The 17,840-nt window shown below is 29.9% G+C and carries 15 protein-coding genes and 1 pseudogene; 14 read left to right on the top strand and 2 right to left on the bottom strand.

Going from position 1 to position 17,840, the window contains the following annotated elements:
• The 11 genes and pseudogenes from fliQ (at position 1) to DB313_RS01360 (ending at position 11,099) form a co-directional block, all read left to right on the top strand.
• Positions 1–264 (top strand): flagellar biosynthesis protein FliQ, encoded by a 264-nt coding sequence (gene fliQ, locus DB313_RS01410; protein ID WP_120104081.1) that lies wholly within the window; start codon positions 1–3, stop codon positions 262–264.
• A 16-nt stretch (positions 265–280) separates the two neighbouring features.
• Positions 281–1,069 carry a flagellar biosynthetic protein FliR gene (gene fliR / locus DB313_RS01405; RefSeq protein WP_120104080.1) on the top strand — a complete coding sequence of 263 codons (789 nt, stop codon included), beginning with the start codon at positions 281–283 and terminating at the stop codon, positions 1,067–1,069.
• Entirely contained in the window at positions 1,066–2,193 is a 1,128-nt protein-coding gene (flhB, locus tag DB313_RS01400) for a flagellar biosynthesis protein FlhB (protein ID WP_120104079.1), read from the top strand. The genes fliR and flhB overlap by 4 nt, the downstream gene beginning before the upstream one ends.
• Positions 2,194–2,197: 4 nt before the next feature.
• Complete coding sequence (flhA, locus tag DB313_RS01395; RefSeq protein ID WP_420808986.1) at positions 2,198–4,288, top strand: flagellar biosynthesis protein FlhA; 2,091 nt, start codon at positions 2,198–2,200, stop codon at positions 4,286–4,288.
• Positions 4,288–5,454, top strand: a complete 1,167-nt coding sequence (gene flhF, locus DB313_RS01390) for a flagellar biosynthesis GTPase FlhF (RefSeq protein ID WP_120104077.1) — start codon at positions 4,288–4,290, stop codon at positions 5,452–5,454. The genes flhA and flhF overlap by 1 nt, the downstream gene beginning before the upstream one ends.
• Positions 5,455–5,466: 12 nt before the next feature.
• Positions 5,467–6,357, top strand: a complete 891-nt coding sequence (locus tag DB313_RS01385) for a MinD/ParA family protein (RefSeq protein ID WP_120104076.1) — start codon at positions 5,467–5,469, stop codon at positions 6,355–6,357.
• Positions 6,341–6,859, top strand: a complete 519-nt coding sequence (locus DB313_RS01380; protein WP_161555011.1) for a hypothetical protein — start codon at positions 6,341–6,343, stop codon at positions 6,857–6,859. Before DB313_RS01385 ends, DB313_RS01380 begins: the two co-directional genes overlap by 17 nt.
• A 2-nt stretch (positions 6,860–6,861) precedes the next feature.
• Positions 6,862–8,757, top strand: coding sequence for a FapA family protein (locus DB313_RS01375; protein ID WP_120104074.1), 1,896 nt, complete (start codon positions 6,862–6,864; stop codon positions 8,755–8,757).
• Between the two features lie 27 nt (positions 8,758–8,784).
• Positions 8,785–9,096, top strand: coding sequence for a hypothetical protein (locus tag DB313_RS01370; RefSeq protein ID WP_120104073.1), 312 nt, complete (start codon positions 8,785–8,787; stop codon positions 9,094–9,096).
• Between the two features lie 15 nt (positions 9,097–9,111).
• Positions 9,112–9,667, top strand: a pseudogene (locus tag DB313_RS01365) (DUF6115 domain-containing protein).
• Positions 9,609–11,099, top strand: coding sequence for an Hsp70 family protein (locus tag DB313_RS01360; RefSeq protein ID WP_174220835.1), 1,491 nt, complete (start codon positions 9,609–9,611; stop codon positions 11,097–11,099). The pseudogene DB313_RS01365 and the gene DB313_RS01360 overlap by 59 nt, the downstream one beginning before the upstream one ends.
• A gap of 19 nt (positions 11,100–11,118) precedes the next feature.
• Here the strand turns inward: DB313_RS01360 and lepB are convergent, their stop codons facing one another.
• Positions 11,119–11,640, bottom strand: a complete 522-nt coding sequence (gene lepB, locus DB313_RS01355) for a signal peptidase I (protein WP_174220834.1) — start codon at positions 11,638–11,640, stop codon at positions 11,119–11,121.
• A gap of 49 nt (positions 11,641–11,689) precedes the next feature.
• Between lepB and DB313_RS01350 the strand changes: the two genes are divergently transcribed.
• Complete coding sequence (locus DB313_RS01350) at positions 11,690–12,940, top strand: peptidoglycan DD-metalloendopeptidase family protein (RefSeq protein ID WP_120104070.1); 1,251 nt, start codon at positions 11,690–11,692, stop codon at positions 12,938–12,940.
• Position 12,941: 1 nt separating this feature from the next.
• On the opposite strand, the gene DB313_RS01345 is transcribed toward DB313_RS01350, so the two are convergent.
• Positions 12,942–14,324: a tetratricopeptide repeat protein gene (locus DB313_RS01345; RefSeq protein ID WP_120104069.1), complete on the bottom strand. Its 1,383-nt coding sequence runs from the start codon at positions 14,322–14,324 to the stop codon at positions 12,942–12,944.
• A 175-nt stretch (positions 14,325–14,499) separates the two neighbouring features.
• Between DB313_RS01345 and DB313_RS01340 the strand changes: the two genes are divergently transcribed.
• Together DB313_RS01340 and DB313_RS01335 are read left to right on the top strand one after the other, a co-directional pair.
• On the top strand, positions 14,500–15,687 hold the full coding sequence (locus DB313_RS01340) for a hypothetical protein (RefSeq protein ID WP_238614508.1): 1,188 nt from the start codon (positions 14,500–14,502) through the stop codon (positions 15,685–15,687).
• Complete coding sequence (locus DB313_RS01335; protein ID WP_238614507.1) at positions 15,680–17,833, top strand: flagellar assembly lytic transglycosylase; 2,154 nt, start codon at positions 15,680–15,682, stop codon at positions 17,831–17,833. Before DB313_RS01340 ends, DB313_RS01335 begins: the two co-directional genes overlap by 8 nt.
• Positions 17,834–17,840 lie beyond the last annotated feature (7 nt).

Here is a 17,840-nt window from a genome sequence, read left to right as displayed (position 1 = left end):
ATGACAACTGGTCAAATTATTTATCTAATTAGAATTTCTATTGAGAATATCATTATTCTCTCGGCTCCAATGTTGATTACAGCACTTGTGGTTGGTCTTTTAATTTCGATTTTTCAAGCAGTCACATCCATTCAAGATCAAACTCTTAGTTTTATTCCTAAAATTATTATAATACTTTTAACTCTTGTTATTTTTGGTCCTTGGATTTTAAAAAAGCTGATGCAGTTTACTTTTGCGGTATTTAATCAAATACAAAATATATAATTTGTGAATTTAGAATATGGATATAAATTTTTTAGTTTTAAAATCTTTTGTTGTTTTACCTGTGTTTGTTAGGATTTTTCTTTTTTTAAGATTTTCTCCTCTCTTTTCAACCATAAGAGTAGGTTATTTAAATTTTTTCTTTTCTCTAATTCTTTCTATTATCCTTGTAGATAAAATAAATGTTGTTTATCCTTTAGATAATTTGTTTTCATTTGTGTTGATATTGTTAGGAGAAGCCATTTTGGGGCTTATTCAAGCTTTTTTTGTGAGTATAATTTTTAATGTTTTTCATTTGTTAGGATTTTTTTTCTCAAATCAAATGGGACTTGCTTACGCAAATATTTTTGATGTATTTGCAGAGGAAGATAGTTTGGTAATATCTCAGATATTTACATATCTTTTTTTACTTGTATTTTTATCAAATGATATTTTGATGCGTTTCTTTTTTGTAGGAGTTCATGATTCTGTTTTAAATGTTAGAATTGAAAATTTGGTTAATGTAGGAAATTATGAATTTGTTACATTAATGCTTTATTCTTTTGCCGTTCTTTTTGAAAAAGCTTTAGTAATTTCTTTGCCTATATTAGGAGTACTGTTATTACTTTATTTGATTTTAGGCATACTTTCAAAAACTTCTCCTCAGATGAATTTATTAATGCTTAGTTTTTCGGTTTCTTTATGCTTAGGTCTGCTTATTTTGTATGTTAGTTTTCCAAGTTTGACAATATCTGTTAAGAGAGTAATTGAGCTTGCTTTAGAATCTCTGCAGAATGTTTTAAATTTATTTTCTGGGATTTTAAAATGAGTGCTAAGGAAGAATTCTTAGGTAAAAATTGGTATATTCCCCTTAATTTTTTTGCTTCAGAAGATGAAGGGAGAACCGAACTTCCTACTGAGCAGAAGAAACAAAAAGCAAGAGAAGAAGGGCAAGTATTAAAATCAAATGAAATTAATTCAGCCATTAGTCTTTGCATATTATTAACAGTATTTTTCTTTATGTTATCTTATTTTGCACAAGATTTAGTGAGTGTTTTTAGATGGCAAGCCAGTAAACTTCCAGAAATAATGTCTATTAGTATTTATTCATTAAATTTTGCATATTTTAAAGCAATGTTTGGATATATAATTGTATTTCTTTTAATATCATTTGTGGTCAATTTTTTTATTAATGTTGTTCAAGTTGGCTTTCTGGTTACTTTTAAACCTATAGCTCCTAAGTGGGATAGAATAAACCCGAATTTTTCAAAGTGGATAAAGAATTCATTTGGTTCATTTGATGCTTTTTTTAATTTGTTTAAAAGTTTATCAAAAGTTGTTATAATATTTTTGATATATTACATTATTCTAAAAAGCAATATAGGTAAAATCTCAAGAATATCTGAGTATAGTCTTGAAGAAGGCATTTCTATTATATTGGGACTTGCTTATAGAATGTGCTTTTTTTCGGTAATAGTGTTAATGGTTATTAGTATATTGGATTATGCTTTTCAAAGAACTCGTTATATCGAAAATTTGAAAATGACGAAAGAAGAGGTAAAACAAGAGAGAAAGGAAATGGAAGGTGATCCCCTACTTCGTTCTAGGATGAGAGAGAGGATGAGGGATATTTTAAATTCTAATTTAAAGATAACGGTTCCTCAGGCAGATGTAGTAATTGCTAATCCGGAGCATTTTGCTATTGCTATTAAGTGGGATAGTAAGACTATGTTAGCACCTAAGGTGCTTGCAAAGGGACAGGATGAGATTGCATTTATAATTAAGCAAATTGCTAGAGATAATAATATTCCTGTGGTAGAGAATAAAACACTTGCTAGAGCTCTTTATGCTAATGTTAAAGTTAATGAGGAGATTCCAAGAGAATATTGGGAGATTGTTTCAAAAATTCTTGTAAAAGTATATTCTATTACTAAAAATTTAAGTAGAGGTTGAGTTGTTGGATGCTAGAAGGAATACTGTATTAGGATATTTGGGGTTGGCTAATAAGTCGGACTTAATAGTTTCAATTGGTTTAATACTTATTGTTGCTGGTTTTATTTTACCACTTCCTGCATTTATTTTAGATGCTTTGATTGCGGTTAATTTGGTAGTGAGTCTTTTAATTATCCTTATTGTTCTTTATTCTAAGCGTTCACTTGATTTTTCTGTTTTTCCAACACTTTTGCTTGTTATGACTATTTTTGGCCTTGTTTTAAATATTTCTTCTACTAGATTAATTTTGACAAAGGGAGTGAGTTTCGATGGTCAGATGATAAGAGCTTTTGGAACATTTGTTGTTGGAAGTACTGGGACTCAGGGTCTTGTTGTTGGATTTATCATATTCCTTATTATAATTGCAGTTCAATTTATTGTTATCACTAAGGGTGCTACAAGGGTTGCTGAGGTAGCTGCTCGTTTTGCGCTTGATGCTCTTCCTGGAAAACAGATGGCTATTGATTCTGCATATAGTTCTGGAAATTTAACGGAAGAGGAAGCTACAAGACAGAAAAATGATTTACAGGCAGAAGTAAATTTTTATGGGGCTATGGACGGTGCTTCTAAGTTTGTTTCAGGGAATGTAAAGGTTGGGCTTTTAATAACTCTTATAAACATTATTGGAGGACTCTTAATAGGTGTTACTCTACAAGGTCTTAATTTTAACGATGCCATTAATAATTATGTGTCATTAACTGTTGGAGATGGACTTGTGTCACAGCTTCCGGCACTATTAATTTCAACAGCAACAGGACTTATTGTTACAAGGTCCATAGCTAAGAATAGTTTTGGAGGGGAAATTATTGAACAATTTACCTCTTATTCGGGAATTTATTGGATTGTATCTGGATTTTTATTGTTTTTGGCGTTTCTTCCAGGATTTCCTACATTAATACTAATTTTGTTAAGTTTAGTAATAGCATTTTTAGCTTATTCACTTTCTAATTTAATTAAGAATAAAGAATTTTATGAGAGACAAAAGGCAGAGGAAGATAAAATATCAAGTTATGCTGAAAGAGAAGTTGCTCCTGTTGTTCCACTAGATCCATTATCTTTAGAGATTGGATACAATCTTGTTCCAATTGTAGATGATACAAAAACTTCAGAATTACTTGACCGTATCGTAAAAATACGCCGTGAGATTGCACTTGAATTTGGAATAGTTGTACCTAAGATTAGAATAGTAGATAATATGCGCCTTAAGTCTAATGAATATTCATTTAAACTTAGAGGGGTTGAGATTGGACACGGGGAGATTAAGCTTGGTAAGTTTTTGGTTATCAATGTAGGTGCTGATTCTGGTATACAGGGAGATCTTACAAAAGATCCTTCATTTGGACTTCCATCTCTTTGGGTGAATGATGAGGGAAGAGAAATGGCTGAAAAGTTAGGTTATACTGTAGTTGATCCACCTTCTATTATTGCTACTCATATGACAGAACTTATTAAGAGGCATGCTTCTGAAATCTTAACTCGTCAAGATGTCCAAAATATTCTTGATGTATTTAAGAAAGACTATGGGGCAATTGTTGAAGAAGTTTTAAAGGATTTTTCAGTTGGAGAGATTCAAAGAGTACTTCAAGGACTTTTAAGGGAACAAGTTTCAATTCGTAATTTAGTTACAATTTTTGAAACAATAGCAGACTTTACAAGTATTACTAAAGATATATTCTTTTTAATTGAAAAATGCAGACAAGCAATTGGAAGACAAATAGTTAGTGGATATTTAGACTCTAACTTGGAACTTAATGTAATAACAATAAATCCAGAATTTGAGCAAAAAATAATTGAATCAAGGTTTGAGTCTAATAATGATCTTATAAGTTCTCTTGAGCCCAATTTGAAGGCAAAATTTGTTTATGAGCTTTTTAAACTTATAAATGAGGTACAAACTCAAGGTTATTATCCTGTTGTGTTGTCAAGTGAGTCTGCACGACCTGTAATAAGGGTGCTAATGAGTAGAGATCTTTCAGATATTGTTGTTATTTCTGTGCTAGAAGTGCCCAAAAATGTTAAAGTTAATGTGCTTAAGACAGTAGAGGTTGAAGAATAATGGTTCAATATTTTACAGAAAGAGGACCAACCTATAATGAGGTCATAGAAATAATTAAGAAGAAATATGGAAAAAATGCTAGAGTCATGACTTATAAGACCATATCTCATGGGGGTATCTTTGGCTTATTTAGTAAGGATTGGATTGAGGTTTCAGGTTATGTTAGATATGACATTGGACAACAGCAAATAAATGTTGAAGAGGAAAAACGTAAAATTCTTCAAAGTATAAAAAAACAAGAGAGTTCTTCAATTGAAGATGTACTTAAGGAGGTTAAATCTCTTAAGAATGAGCTTGCACATAAGAAAGAAGAAATTAATCATCCAACAATCTTGAAAATAGAAGACATTTTGCGTGATAATGATTTTTCTGAAAATTACATAAGAGATGTTAATGATTTTATTAAGAAAGAGTTTAGTTTGTCAGGTCTTGATGATTATGATAAAGTTAGGGATAGTGTTGTGGTATATATTGCTGAGACTATTAAATGCTCAGGTTCTATTATTGATAATCTTAAAAAGAGGATTTTTATTCTAGTAGGTCCAACGGGAGTAGGGAAGACAACCACAATTGCAAAGCTTGCGGCAATTTATGGAATCAATGGTGACAATAAGAACTTAAATATTAAGATTATTACTATTGATAATTATCGTATAGGGGCTAAGAAGCAAATTCAAACTTATGGTGATATTATGGGAATTCCCGTTAAGGCAATTGAGTCTTTTAAGGATTTAAAGGAAGAGATTACACAGTCAAAAGATTTTGATCTTGTTCTTATTGATACTATTGGCAAAAGTCCTAAGGATTTTATGAAACTTGCTGAGATGAAAGAACTTCTGAATGCTTGTGGTCGTGATGCTGAATTTCATTTGGCCGTAAGTTCTACTACAAAAACATCGGACATTAAGGAAATATTTCATCAGTTTTCTCCTTTTAATTATAAGACTGTGATTTTTACGAAACTAGATGAGACAACATGTGTTGGAAATTTAATAAGTTTGATTCATGAAATGAGAAAGGAAGTTTCTTATATCACTGATGGGCAAGTTGTACCTCATAACATTAGTGTGGCAGAACCACTTACTTTTATAAAGAAGATAAATGGATACAGAATAAGTGACGATGTTGAATTCATTCGAAGGATCAAGAGTAAATCTTATTATTGAGGATAATATAAAATGGAAGATCAGGCTCAAAGTTTACGAGATATTATGAGATTGAATAATAAGGCTAATTTTGTTATTGATGATAAAATTCAAAATAGTAGAACTAGATTTATTGCTATTACTAGTGGTAAGGGTGGGGTTGGTAAGAGTAATATTGCTGTGGGGCTTGCCCTTAAATATTCAAGTCTTGGGAAGAAGGTTTTAATATTTGATGCCGATATTGGGATGGCTAACATAAATATTTTGCTTGGTGTTATTCCAAAGTACAGTATTTATCATATGATTATGCAGGGTAGAGATATTAAAGAAGTTATAACAAAAACAGAATATAATATAGATCTTTTGGCAGGTGCTTCTGGAACAACAGAACTTTTAGATCTTTCAGACGCGGAGATGAACCAATTTATAAAGGAGCTATTAAAGGTTTATGAGTATGATATAGTGATCATAGATACTAGCGCAGGAATTTCAAGACAAGTTATTTCATTTTTATTTTCTAGTGATGATGTAGTTATTGTTACAACTCCAGAGCCTACTTCTATAACAGATGCTTATGGTATAATTAAGGTTTTAGCCCACAGAATGGAAAATTTAAAGAATTTGAGACTTATTGTTAATAGGGTTGCTAATGTAAGTGAAGGGAAGGTAGTTGCTAAGAAGGTTATTGATATATCAAGTCAGTTTTTAAATTTAAATATTGATTATTTAGGGTATGTTTATGAAGATCAGAATATTAGAAATTCTGTTTTTAAACAAAGGCCTTTTATTTTATTAAGTCCTAATAGTAAGGCTAGTTATTGCCTTGATTCTATTGTAGCTACCCTTGAAGAAGTTTCTTTGGATAATAAGAAAAGAAGGGGCGTAATAGGGTTTATATCTAAATTTTTTGGCATGGAAAGATAATATGTTGTTTGGTAAAGAAATTAGATATGTCTTATTGTTTAGTGCACTTGCATTTATTATTTCAGTTATTCTTGGGCTGGTCTCACATGTATATTTTTTTACAATATTGTTTAGAGCATTCGTTCAATTTATATTTTTTTTCTTTATTGGTCTTTTGATAGAATTTATATATAAAAAATATTTGTATGATCTTTTTAAAGAGATAAGATTTAGTAGTAAAAAAGAAAATAATAAATATAATAAGGGTGAAAAGTATGAAACTAGAGAGGTTGATATGAACTCTTTGGCTGACAACGCTACTATTGCTAAGAAGGGTGAGAGTAATAATGATTTTCAGTTTATGGAAGAATTTAAGAAACACAATATAGAGCATAAGGATAGTAAGCCTAGTAGTAATATTCAGTTTAGTGATAAACGATCGAGTCAACTTTCATATGTTGAAGCAAATGATCCAAAAATTGTTGCTGAAGCTATTAAAACCTTAATTAATAAGAAGGAGTAAATATGCCTAATAGTGTCAATTTTTCTGATTTTTGTAATAAGATGAAAGATTATTTAGAAAAAGAGAATAATATCAATCTAATAGAGATAGAAGCAGATACCCTTGAGGAGGCTTTAAATGATGCTTCTTTAGAGCTTTCAATTCCTTATAAAGATTTAGATTATGAGATTTTGACACGAGGATCTAATGGAATATTTGGATATGGTAAGAAAAAATGGAGAATAATTGCTTATAAAAATTCTTATACAAAGCTTGGTGTTTCTGATGTTTTGGGTACAGGGGAAAGAGAAGAAGAAATTTTATCAGTGGATGGCGCATTTTTTATCAGGAAAGCTGCAAAGGGCATATTTTTAAAAGTTGTGGCACCTAAGGGACAAGGTAATGCTGTTAATTTTGAAGATGTAATTAATAGTTTACATTTGGAGAGTAACATTGAAGATATGAATAAGGATTTTATTCGGTCTTTAGTTGAGAATGCTAATGGTAAGTATGAGCGAATAGGTGATTTTGAGGCTGATCCTTCTGAGAGTGTAACTATGATGGTTCAAATATCAGAGGATTCAATGTCAGTGACTATTGAATTTACTAGTCCTGGGGTTAATGGTTATGAGATATTAGACAAAGATATTTTTAATATTCTTAAAAAGTATGGGATATCAGAGAGAGCATTCCTTAAAGATAGAATAGAAGAGTTTGTAGATTTTCCTATTTACGGTGAACCAGTCGAGATGGCAAGAGGAGCAAATCCTATTAGGGGAAGAGATTCTTATGTTGAATTTATTGTTGATAATAAACATTCTGGTGAGTCTGGTACTTTAAGTGTTGGATTTAAGAATGTTAATGAAGGGGATGAATTGGCGGAAATTATTCCCTTTTCAAAGGGTATTGATGGATATACTGTTTTTGGAAAAATATTAGAAGCAGAAGATGGTAGTGAATTGGAATTTACTCTGGGAGAAAATACTAGACGAGAAGGAAACAAAATTATTGCAAAATGTGGTGGATATATGTCTGTTGTGGGTGGAGTGATTACTGTTCATGATGTTTATGTTGTTGAGGGTGATGTTGGTCCTGGTACTGGGAATATAATAAATAATGGTATGGTTCTTGTTAAGGGAAGTGTTTTGGATGGATATAACATTATGGCTAAGGGTGGAATAGAAATAAGTGGGCTTGTTGGTAGATGTAATTTAAGAACAGATGGACTTCTTATTTTAAGTAGTGGTGCTAATGGAAAAGGTGGTTCAGAGATTTATTCGAAGAGAGGAATTAAGGCTAAATTTTTAGAAAATGTTAATATAAGAAGTGAAGGTGATATTGAGGTTGTAAGAGGAATTGTTAATTCTTTTATATCTTGTAAAAAGAAAGTTTTATGTATTGGAAAGAAATCTAAGATAGTGGGCTCTGTTATTCATGCTAGAGAAGAGATTAGAGCTTATTCTATTGGGTCTGAGGGTAATGCGGAAACTTCTGTTGCTGTTGGGTATGATCCTGAGGTAAAAGATTTGCTATCTAAATTTACTAAATATCTTGTAAAAATTGAGAAGAGATTAGATGTTGTGATAAAGGATATTTCTGTTTTAAAGAAGAGTATTTTAGTTACTACTGATAAGGCGGAAAAATCTTTAAAAGTTGACAGTTGTAATGAGCTTATTAATGAGAAAAAGGTTTTGATTTTGGAAATAAAGATGGTAAAAAGCAAGCAAGAAAGCTTGCAAGAGGAGCTTGAAGAAAGTAAGGTAGATGGTAAAATTTTTGTTGAGCACATAGCTTATGCAGGAGTTAAAATTTATATTAAAGATGTTTATTATGAGCTATCAAGAGATTATAATAATGTAACTTTTGAAGAGGATGATAATGTTATTAAGATGGTAGCTTATGTTCCTTTTAAACCTTAGATAGGTTTAAAATTAAGGAGGTGCTTTATGGATATTAATGGTGCATCTGAAGTTGCAAAGGTAATTACACAGAGTGCTTTTAAGGTTAGTGAAATTTCAAATGAAGATTTAAGGAAAAAAAAGATAAGAGAAGATAAAGATTTAAGTTTAAATCCAAATAAGAGTTATCATGTTGATTCTGAAGTAAATAGTATATATCCTACTAATGAGATAAAGGATGACAATATAAATTTTACTGTATTATCAAAGAGCAAGAGTCATGAGAAAGATACAGATGGTGTATATGATGTTAAGTTTAACGACCCAAAAATAGGAAGAAAAGTTGATATTGAAAGATAGTTTAGAGTATTTTACATGTTGATGGTTTTTTGTTTTATATTGATTATATTTATTTTTATATATTTTCATGTTTATATTAGTTTAAAGATAAAGTCTAATAGCATACTTAGGAAATTTAGAAGTGAGGTAGATAAAACTATTATTGAGATTAATCAAGCCACGGATCGTAATATAAATATTATTGAGATAAAAATTGAGAGTTTAAATAGGATTATTAAAGAAGTTGATGAGAGGATCGAAATACTAGATCAGAGATTATTAGGATTTAATTCTAATTCGATGTCAATGGGAAATAATAATTTTGGCACTAAAGGTGACTCTAGTGTTTATAAAAATAATTTAGATTATTCAATACCTACTATTGAGAAAAATATAATAAAGGAAGGATATGATATTCGCCAACAAGTTATTTCACTTTATGAACAGGGGATGTCTTTGGAAATTATTTCTAAGAAGTTGAAATTAGATTTGGGAGAAATTGAGTTGATTATTTCAATTCATAGGGGTAGTTGATGAAAAAGTGGATAGGGATAGATTTTGGGACTACAAATACGGTAGTGTCTTATTTTGACACTACTTCTAGAGTGATATTAAATGATAGAGGGGAAAGAATGACGCCTTCTGTTGTATCTTTTACAGATTCTGGTATTATTGTTGGCAGTCCTGCTAAATATCAGATATTGGTGAATCCGGATAAAACTTTTTATAATTTTAAAGTTAATATAGGTACTGGAATTTCTTATAAGGTAGGCAGTGGTTTATATAGAGCTGAGGATATTGCTTCTTATTTGCTTTTACATATTAAAAAAAATGCTGAGAAATTTTTAGAAGAAGAAGTAAGTGATGCTGTAATAACGGTACCTGCTTATTTTTCTGAAGTGCAAAGAAGAGGCATAGTAGAAGCTGCAAGTCTTGCAGGTTTGCATTGTAGAGCAATACTTAATGAGCCAACAGCAGCTGCTATATCTTATGCTTTTGAAAAGCAAGTAGAAGGGTCGTTTCTTGTTTATGATCTTGGTGGTGGTACTTTTGATGTTACTCTTTTAGAAAAACAGGATGATACTTATACTGTTCTATCAATTAAGGGTGAAAATAGGCTTGGCGGAAATAATTTTAACGAAAAAATAGAAAGAGATGTTTTAAATAGTTTTAGAACAAAATATCCTGATATTAATTTGGATGATGTTGTTCTTCTCGAGCAAATAAGAGACAGAATTGAAGAAGCTAAAAAGAATTTATCTATTATGAATGAAGTTAGTATTGTATTGCCTTTTCTTAATGGTGAACATTTAGAATATAAACTTAAAAGAGATGATTTTGAGTCTATGATTAATGAATTCATAGACAAAACCATTAATCTTACTAATGATTGCATTTCTGATTCAGGGGTTAACCCTGAGAGTATTTCAAAAATAGTACTTTCAGGAGGTTCAACTAGGATTCCTTTGGTTAAGCAGAGATTAAGGGAAGCTTTTCCTAAAATTGAGGTTTTAGATTCTTTAAATCAAGATGAGGTTGTCTCAAGTGGGGCAAGTATTCAAGCTTTTAGTTTGTTAAATAATAATGCTCTTATTAATTTTAAAGATGTAACACCTTATTCTCTTGGAATTGAGACTTGCAACGATGGATTTTTTACTTTAATTAAGAGAAATACTCCGTTGCCAGCTTGTGAGAGAAGAATTTTTACAACAACTAATGATTGTCAAGAAGAGATTGAAATACATGTACTGCAGGGAGAACATAGAAAGTCTTCTTTAAATTATTCTATAGGTAGATTTTTCTTTAGCAATATACAAAAAGCTTCAAGGGGTATTCCAAAGATAGAGATACTTTTTAGTTTAAATGAGAGTGGTATCTTAAATGTTGCTGCAATGGATTTAGATACTAATATTTCTAAATCCATTGAAATAAGGATAACTAGTTCTTATAATAGTAGCGTACAGGGAAAGGAAGGTATTATTGCTTTTGAAGAGATTGATTCTGATACAATGCTAGATGATTAGTTTTATGGGTTACTACTTATTATAGTCTATATATTATTTTACCAATTATGCTATTTATATTTATAAATCCATACTCTCTGGAGTCAAGGGAAACTTGTTTATTTTCTCCTATAACTAGGTAATAATTTTTTGGAATTGATGTATTCTTTAACATGTCCAAATGTTTTTCTTTTATATTGAAATTTAAATTATCAATACTTATTATATTTTTTTGTACTCTTGTGAAGGGTTCTCCTGGTATAGCGAAAATTTTTTTAACTGACGCTTTCCTTGTTATGGGATCTTTAATAATTACCATATCGTTTTTTTTAGGTGTATTCCATAGAACCATGTATTTTCCTCTGTTGCCTAGTTTTATTCCATATGCTAAGTTGTTACTTATTATCCAATTTTTTTCTATAAGTATAGGCAACATTGAAGAACCTTTGACTAGGTAAAAGGATAGAGGCAATTTAATAATTATTAACAATAATAATAGAGCTAGCATAATAGAGGCTATCTGGTGTTTATATATTTTTATTATAGTTTTAAGAATTTCCATTAAATGCTTTTTAAGAAATAGATATTTCTAGTGTATAATAAGGCATATTATGATTATACCAAAAAAGGGACAGAATCTAGGGAAAAGAAATAAAAATTTTTTGTTTAGTAAAACCACTAAAGGTGATTTTGAATTAAAAGATTTTAGTAATATTGCCAATCTGAGTAGAAAGAAAAGTAATAAATCTTTTCGATTTATGAATTTTTTTAAAAAACCTTTTTATATAATTAAATTATTTTTCAATTTAGTTAAGTATAGAACAATAAATATTAAGCGTTATAAATATCAATATTCTTATAAACATGTTGGACTTAAGCTGGAAAATCCTTTTAGTGTTAGTCTTGGGTTTAATTTTATTTTTAGATTGAATGCCTTAATCTTTGTTTTAATTTTAGTCTTTTATTTAGATATTTTTTCGTATTACGGTTCCTATATTTTTCTAAATAGACTTAGTTTTCCCAAGGATTATTTTATTGATACTTTTTTATACTATAGCGATCAAGATTTCAATCAGATCAATAATGACATATTTGCAGCAAATGGAGATAACTATGAAGGATTAAAAAAGCCTTTGATTTTAAAAGTTGTTGAGCACAAAATTAAACCAGGAGAAACACTTTCTCATGTTGCCTCTAGGTATAACATAACAAGTGAAACTTTAATCTCTTACAATAATATTAAAGATGTAAGGAATATTAGGCCTAATTTAGTAATTAATGTGCCTAATATGAAAGGAATTCTTTATACTGTTGAGAGGAATGATTCTTTATCATCAATTGCAAAGAAATATAACACTAGCAAAGTAGATATTCTTGATGCTAACAATCTTGATAATGAGGTACTCTCTTTAGGTCAAAAGCTCTTTATTCCGGGAGGGAGAATGCCTAAGGAGACACTTAGAGATGCTTTGGGAGAAACTTTTCTTTTTCCAACTCAAGGAGTTATTACCTCTGGTTATGGATATCGTCCGGATCCCTTTACTAGGGTTATTAGTTTTCATAATGGGATTGATATTGCAAATGCGGCTAATACACCCATTGTGGCAGCAAAGGAGGGCATTGTAGTAACAACTGGGTTTAATGCGGGAGGGTATGGAAAATATATTGTTATCTCGCATAATCATGGCTTTCAGACTCTTTATGCTCATTTAGGTTCTTTTGCGGTTAAAGTTGGTCAAAGAGTTTCAAGGGGACAAGTGATAGGACATATGGGGAGCACAGGGTATAGCACGGGAAATCATTTACATTTCACTATTTTTAAAAATGGAAAAACAGAAAATCCTATGAAGTATCTTAGATAGATTAGTGATACTTTGATATATTCACTTTTTTTAATATTTGTATTAGTTTTTTCCCTTCTACTAGGTCAATTAATCTACCTTCAATTATTTGTTTAGCTTTAGCAGAAAATATGGCTGGTGCTATGCAGAGTCCTTTTAATTTATTTTCTTTAGTTTTTGAAATAAGATCTTTTAAAAATAATTCTCCTAGAATCTCTTGTTCTGTCCTAACAAATCGGACTATTAAATTTTCTTCCCATTGATTATTTGCAAGTTGAAAATTTATGTCTATAAATTGAGAAGTTACTTCATTTGTCTTTGCGTCTCTTATTTGGAACTTATTTTTATAAAGTTTAAGGATAATTTCACTAGCTAATTTTTCAAATTTTTCTTTTGAACTTTTAAGATATGTTCTAAGTGATAGATTTTCGCTTAGCCTTCTACTAAATTCTAGTTTTTCGTTGATTTTTTTATAGTTTGAGTCTACTCTTTCAACTTGAATAAAAACATCGGTTGCTTTTTGATAGTTTTCAGATTCTATGTAAAGCTCACCTAGTTTATAAAAGAGTTCAAGGAATATTTTTTTAGGCAAATCAGGTTTTACTTTAATTAGTTCTTTAACATTTTCTTCTAAGTTTTCCAGGTTATTATTTTTTGCATGAATTTCACACTCAATTAAAAGAGATTCGTATGTCATTCCGTCTCTGTGTTTTAGTTTATCTGCAATTTCAAGAGCAAGGCGATCTTGATTGAGTTGAGATAGGCATTTAGCATAAATTAAAAGAGCATTGACATCATTTTGTATGTAATTTTTTATGTTATTAAATATCCCAACGGCTTTATGATAATTTTCCATATGAAAAAGAACTATTCCTATGTATTTTAAAGCTTGATGATTATTTTTATCAAATTTGTATATTTTTGTGAGATAATGGAGAGCTTCTTTGTAATAGTCGTTTCTGAGGAAAGCTATTCCAAGATAATAGTTAACATCTGTATCATTCTTTTTTATTGCATAGGCCTTTTTAAGGAACTCTAATGCTTCTCTATTAAAATTTCTCTCAAGATTATAAAAACCGTAGCTTAAAAAAGCTTTAAGAGAGTCTATATCTTGGCTTATAGGATTTTTTTCTATAAGTTGACATAATTTTTTAGCATATTTAATTCCATTCTCAGAATCTTTATTGTCATAATAATAATTGTTTAAAGTTTGAAGAGCTCTTATTTCATTTGGATTTGTTTTGAGCATATTCATAGCTTTTTCTATTAATTTTTTTGTTCTATCTGACTTGTTATCATGTATACCTTTTTCTCTTATTTGTGTAGTTTTTATTGCAAGCTTGAAAAATAAAAATACCAAAAAAGATACTGTAAATGAGGAAACTATTATGAATAATGGTAACACCTAAATTTCTCCTAAACTTATATTTAGTAATATCATATGAAAAATATAAAACATAATCAAAGTGTTTTTATTTTGAATAAAAACTAGATATAAGTTGAATATAATTCAACTTATATTATATTATAATTATTATTCATAAATTTGTTTTTGTAAAAAAACAAAAAGGTTGGAATTCTTGAAAGGGTTTTTAGCAATAAGGCTTTCTAATAAAGAGTATTTTTCAGTTTTGGACTTGGAAGATAGTTCTGTAAAAAAAGTGGTATTGGGTAAGCTTGTAGATGAAACTAATGTGAAGTTGGATTTTTACATTAGTAAGGCTGAAGATTTTTCTAATCCTGTTCTTGTCGGGTCTTTTTTCTTAGATAATCTTAAAGAAGAAAGTTCGGATATAAATGTTTATTTTAGAATGGATTCTACGATGCTTTATGTTTATGGTGAGTGTGATGGGATTGAGAGTAAATCTAAGTTTGATTTGAGCTTGGTTAATCTTGATGTAGATTCGGTTGAGCTTAGTGATTCTGTTGAGGATAGTCAAGTTGAAGATGTACTTGTTTCTGGTTCTGGTGATTTAGAGTTTGAGGATATCTCTGCTGAAAATTTAAACAGTGATTTTGAGCAAGATAAAGATAATTCTTCCTTGGATATCTTAGATGATGTTGATGATTTGCCTAATACAGAGGACTTAAATTCTTTAAGTGAAGAGAGTTTTGTTAATGAGGGTAATTTAGATATATCTAATTCATTAGACAAAGGTGAGGACACATTTAGTGCTTTAGATTTTGATTCTAACCTTAATTTAGAAGAGGTGGATGATAATCTTAATAGAGACACCTTTGAGAATGGGAATGATGAGGTGGGTAGGGAGCTTCTTAATTTTGTTAATGATGGGGATAATGTAGAAAGAGATGGGTCTGGTTTAGATGATTTTCCCTCTGAAGCTAGTGATGTTAGTTTTGATTCTGATAATAATGTTATGAAATTCATTGAGGATGAAGATATTGATTTTAGTAGTGTTAATGTAGCCAGTTTTAAAGATTCTTATTCTGATGATTTGAGTGTTGATGATATTATTGCAGATATTGATAAAGGGTTGGGAGATAGACCGGCTGATGATGTTGTTTTAGATACTAGCAAAGGCTTGGGTATGGGTATTGAGGATGATCAGTTAGATTCAGATTCAAAGGAAGGTTTTATGCAAACCTTTATGCTTTATTTAAGTCTTATTTCTTTATTTCTGTTGATATTTTTTTCATTATTTTTGATTTTTTCTAAAGTTTTAAATCCTAGAAATTTGAAAATTTCTTATCATTATGTATGTGAGGAAGAAAAAGTTAAAAAGCATGAAAGAAGTGATTATGTTTAAGAAAGTATTTTTTTTATTCAGTAAATCTGTTTTTATTTTTTTGTTATTAAGTTTATTATCTTGTTCTTTTGAAAGAAAATCTTTGAATGGAAGTGTGGTACAGAGGAATTTGGATCATTTTGATTTAAATCATTTAAACTGGTTATGGAATTTTGATTATGAGAAACAAAATTTTGATGAATATTTTGGTATAGATTCAAGTTCGTATGTGTATGTTGCCTATCTTTTTAGGAAAATAGGATATGAAGAAAAATTTAGGGAATATATGCTTAAAGCAATAGAGACTGGTAATGATATTGTATCACAATTTGCTGGTGTTAGGCTTCTGGAATACCATAATGCAAGAAGAGAATATTATGAGGCTGAACTTATTGGACGGAAGCTTTACAAAAAATATGAAGACAATAAGTATGTTGTATTGGGATATTTTAAAAGTCTTTATTGGCAAAAAAAGAATGATGAGGCTCTTTTAGTTTTAAATAAACTGGATAAAATGAATTTTTTAGAATCTCAGCTGAATGAGAATATTTTATTTAAAGCTGTTCTTTATTTTAATATTGCGGATATTAATGAATCATTGGTTTATTTTAGAAAGTTATTTGAGGATTTGCCGGCAGGTTATTTACATGTAAGGGCTCATGATTATCTTATTTTGGATGAGAGATTTGGACGCCTGAGTAAGAGTTTTTTAAATCTTGTTAGGTTTAAAGCCCTAGTTGCTAATGGGAAACTAGAGAGTGCAATAAATACATTAAGTAATGATTTTAAGGAATATTATAATAATTTTGTATTTTTAAATGATGTTTATAAGGTTTTTTTGGCTTCAGGGCGCATAGGCAAGGCGTTATCTTTTTTTAGTAATTTGAATAGTGTTTATAAGGAATACTATTTGGGACTTATAAACTTAAGATTAAAAACGGCAAATGGGTTGCATAGTATAGTTGGGTATATAGAAAATAGTTCTTTAGAAAATAAATCTTATAGGCTTGAAATGCTTAATGAGATTTTTAGCAATTTGATATTTACGCAGAATGCGAGGAATTATTTTTCACAAAACATAGCTAGATTTTATACGAATAGAGATAGCAGTAATCCTGTATTTATTAGGATATTGGATGAATATATTTTAGAGGCTATTCAACTTGAGGATTATGATAATTTATATGCGCTCTATCGTAATGGTAAAGGTGTACTTGATGGTGTTGTTTTATCTAGGCTTGCCTTTATTAATGCAAGACTTATATATCATAAATTGATTAAGGCTAAATCAGAGAGTGAGTATGGCGAGCTCTTACGATCTTCGATTCAATATAACAAGGCGTCTTATTCTTCTTTTATGAGCAAATATTTATTGGATCAAAACATTGATGATTTTTTTGAAAATAATTTAGATATTGATTATGAGCAGTCTGATTATGAAAGTTTCCTAGAGGGCTTTTTGAGATTTAATCTGCATGCTTATGTTGGCGCTTTTGTTGCGGATGATTTTAAGAATGGGTATAGATTTTCACCTAATTTTTACCGTGAGCTTTATGATGAGCTTATAAGGCATGAATATTATTATGAAGCTACACTTGTTATTAATTATCTTGTAAAGCAAGATAATTCAGCTTTAAATAGAGATGATTATAAGCGTCTTTATCCTTATTTATATAGTTCTTTGGTGAAATATTGGTCAAAGAGACGAATGCTTGAGTCTAGTCTTGTTTTCTCTTTAATAAAGGCCGAGAGTAGTTTTAAAAGAGATGCTGTATCTAGGCCTGGTGCTGTTGGACTTATGCAAGTTATGCCTTCAACGGCAGTTGATATATCTAGAGAGATTAAATACTATGATTATGATTTGAAGCAACCAAAAGATAATGTGATTATAGGAACTTATTATTTAAAAAAAAGAATAGGAACAATAGGAGATGTTTATAAGGCTCTTGCATCTTATAATGCTGGTATTGGCAATGTGCGTAAGTGGGACCAAGCTTATGGACATATGCCTAAGGAACTTTTCATTGAGGCAATCCCATTTGGTCAAACTAGGAATTATGTTAAGAAAATATTAGTTTATTCTGTATTGTATGATGCTTTATATGAGGGTAAAGGCATAGATTCTGTGGTAGAGTATATTGTGGGTAAATTTCCTAAGGGAGCCTAGATTGTTG

The organism is Borrelia turcica IST7, assembly GCF_003606285.1.
Lineage (GTDB): Bacteria > Spirochaetota > Spirochaetia > Borreliales > Borreliaceae > Borrelia > Borrelia turcica.
The sequence above is the reverse complement of the archived record's forward strand: the minus strand, read 5'-3'. Positions and strand labels throughout refer to the sequence as shown.

What these genes read in the sequence shown, in the direction of transcription:
- fliQ (WP_120104081.1), top strand. Translation starts at nt 1, where the DNA reads ATGACAACTGGTCAAATTATTTATCTAATTAGAATTTCTATTGAGAAT.
- fliR (WP_120104080.1), top strand. Translation starts at nt 281, where the DNA reads ATGGATATAAATTTTTTAGTTTTAAAATCTTTTGTTGTTTTACCTGTG.
- flhB (WP_120104079.1), top strand. Translation starts at nt 1,066, where the DNA reads ATGAGTGCTAAGGAAGAATTCTTAGGTAAAAATTGGTATATTCCCCTT.
- flhF (WP_120104077.1), top strand. Translation starts at nt 4,288, where the DNA reads ATGGTTCAATATTTTACAGAAAGAGGACCAACCTATAATGAGGTCATA.
- DB313_RS01385 (WP_120104076.1), top strand. Translation starts at nt 5,467, where the DNA reads ATGGAAGATCAGGCTCAAAGTTTACGAGATATTATGAGATTGAATAAT.
- DB313_RS01375 (WP_120104074.1), top strand. Translation starts at nt 6,862, where the DNA reads ATGCCTAATAGTGTCAATTTTTCTGATTTTTGTAATAAGATGAAAGAT.
- DB313_RS01370 (WP_120104073.1), top strand. Translation starts at nt 8,785, where the DNA reads ATGGATATTAATGGTGCATCTGAAGTTGCAAAGGTAATTACACAGAGT.
- DB313_RS01360 (WP_174220835.1), top strand. Translation starts at nt 9,609, where the DNA reads ATGAAAAAGTGGATAGGGATAGATTTTGGGACTACAAATACGGTAGTG.
- lepB (WP_174220834.1), bottom strand. Translation starts at nt 11,640, where the DNA reads ATGGAAATTCTTAAAACTATAATAAAAATATATAAACACCAGATAGCC.
- DB313_RS01350 (WP_120104070.1), top strand. Translation starts at nt 11,690, where the DNA reads ATGATTATACCAAAAAAGGGACAGAATCTAGGGAAAAGAAATAAAAAT.
- DB313_RS01335 (WP_238614507.1), top strand. Translation starts at nt 15,680, where the DNA reads ATGTTTAAGAAAGTATTTTTTTTATTCAGTAAATCTGTTTTTATTTTT.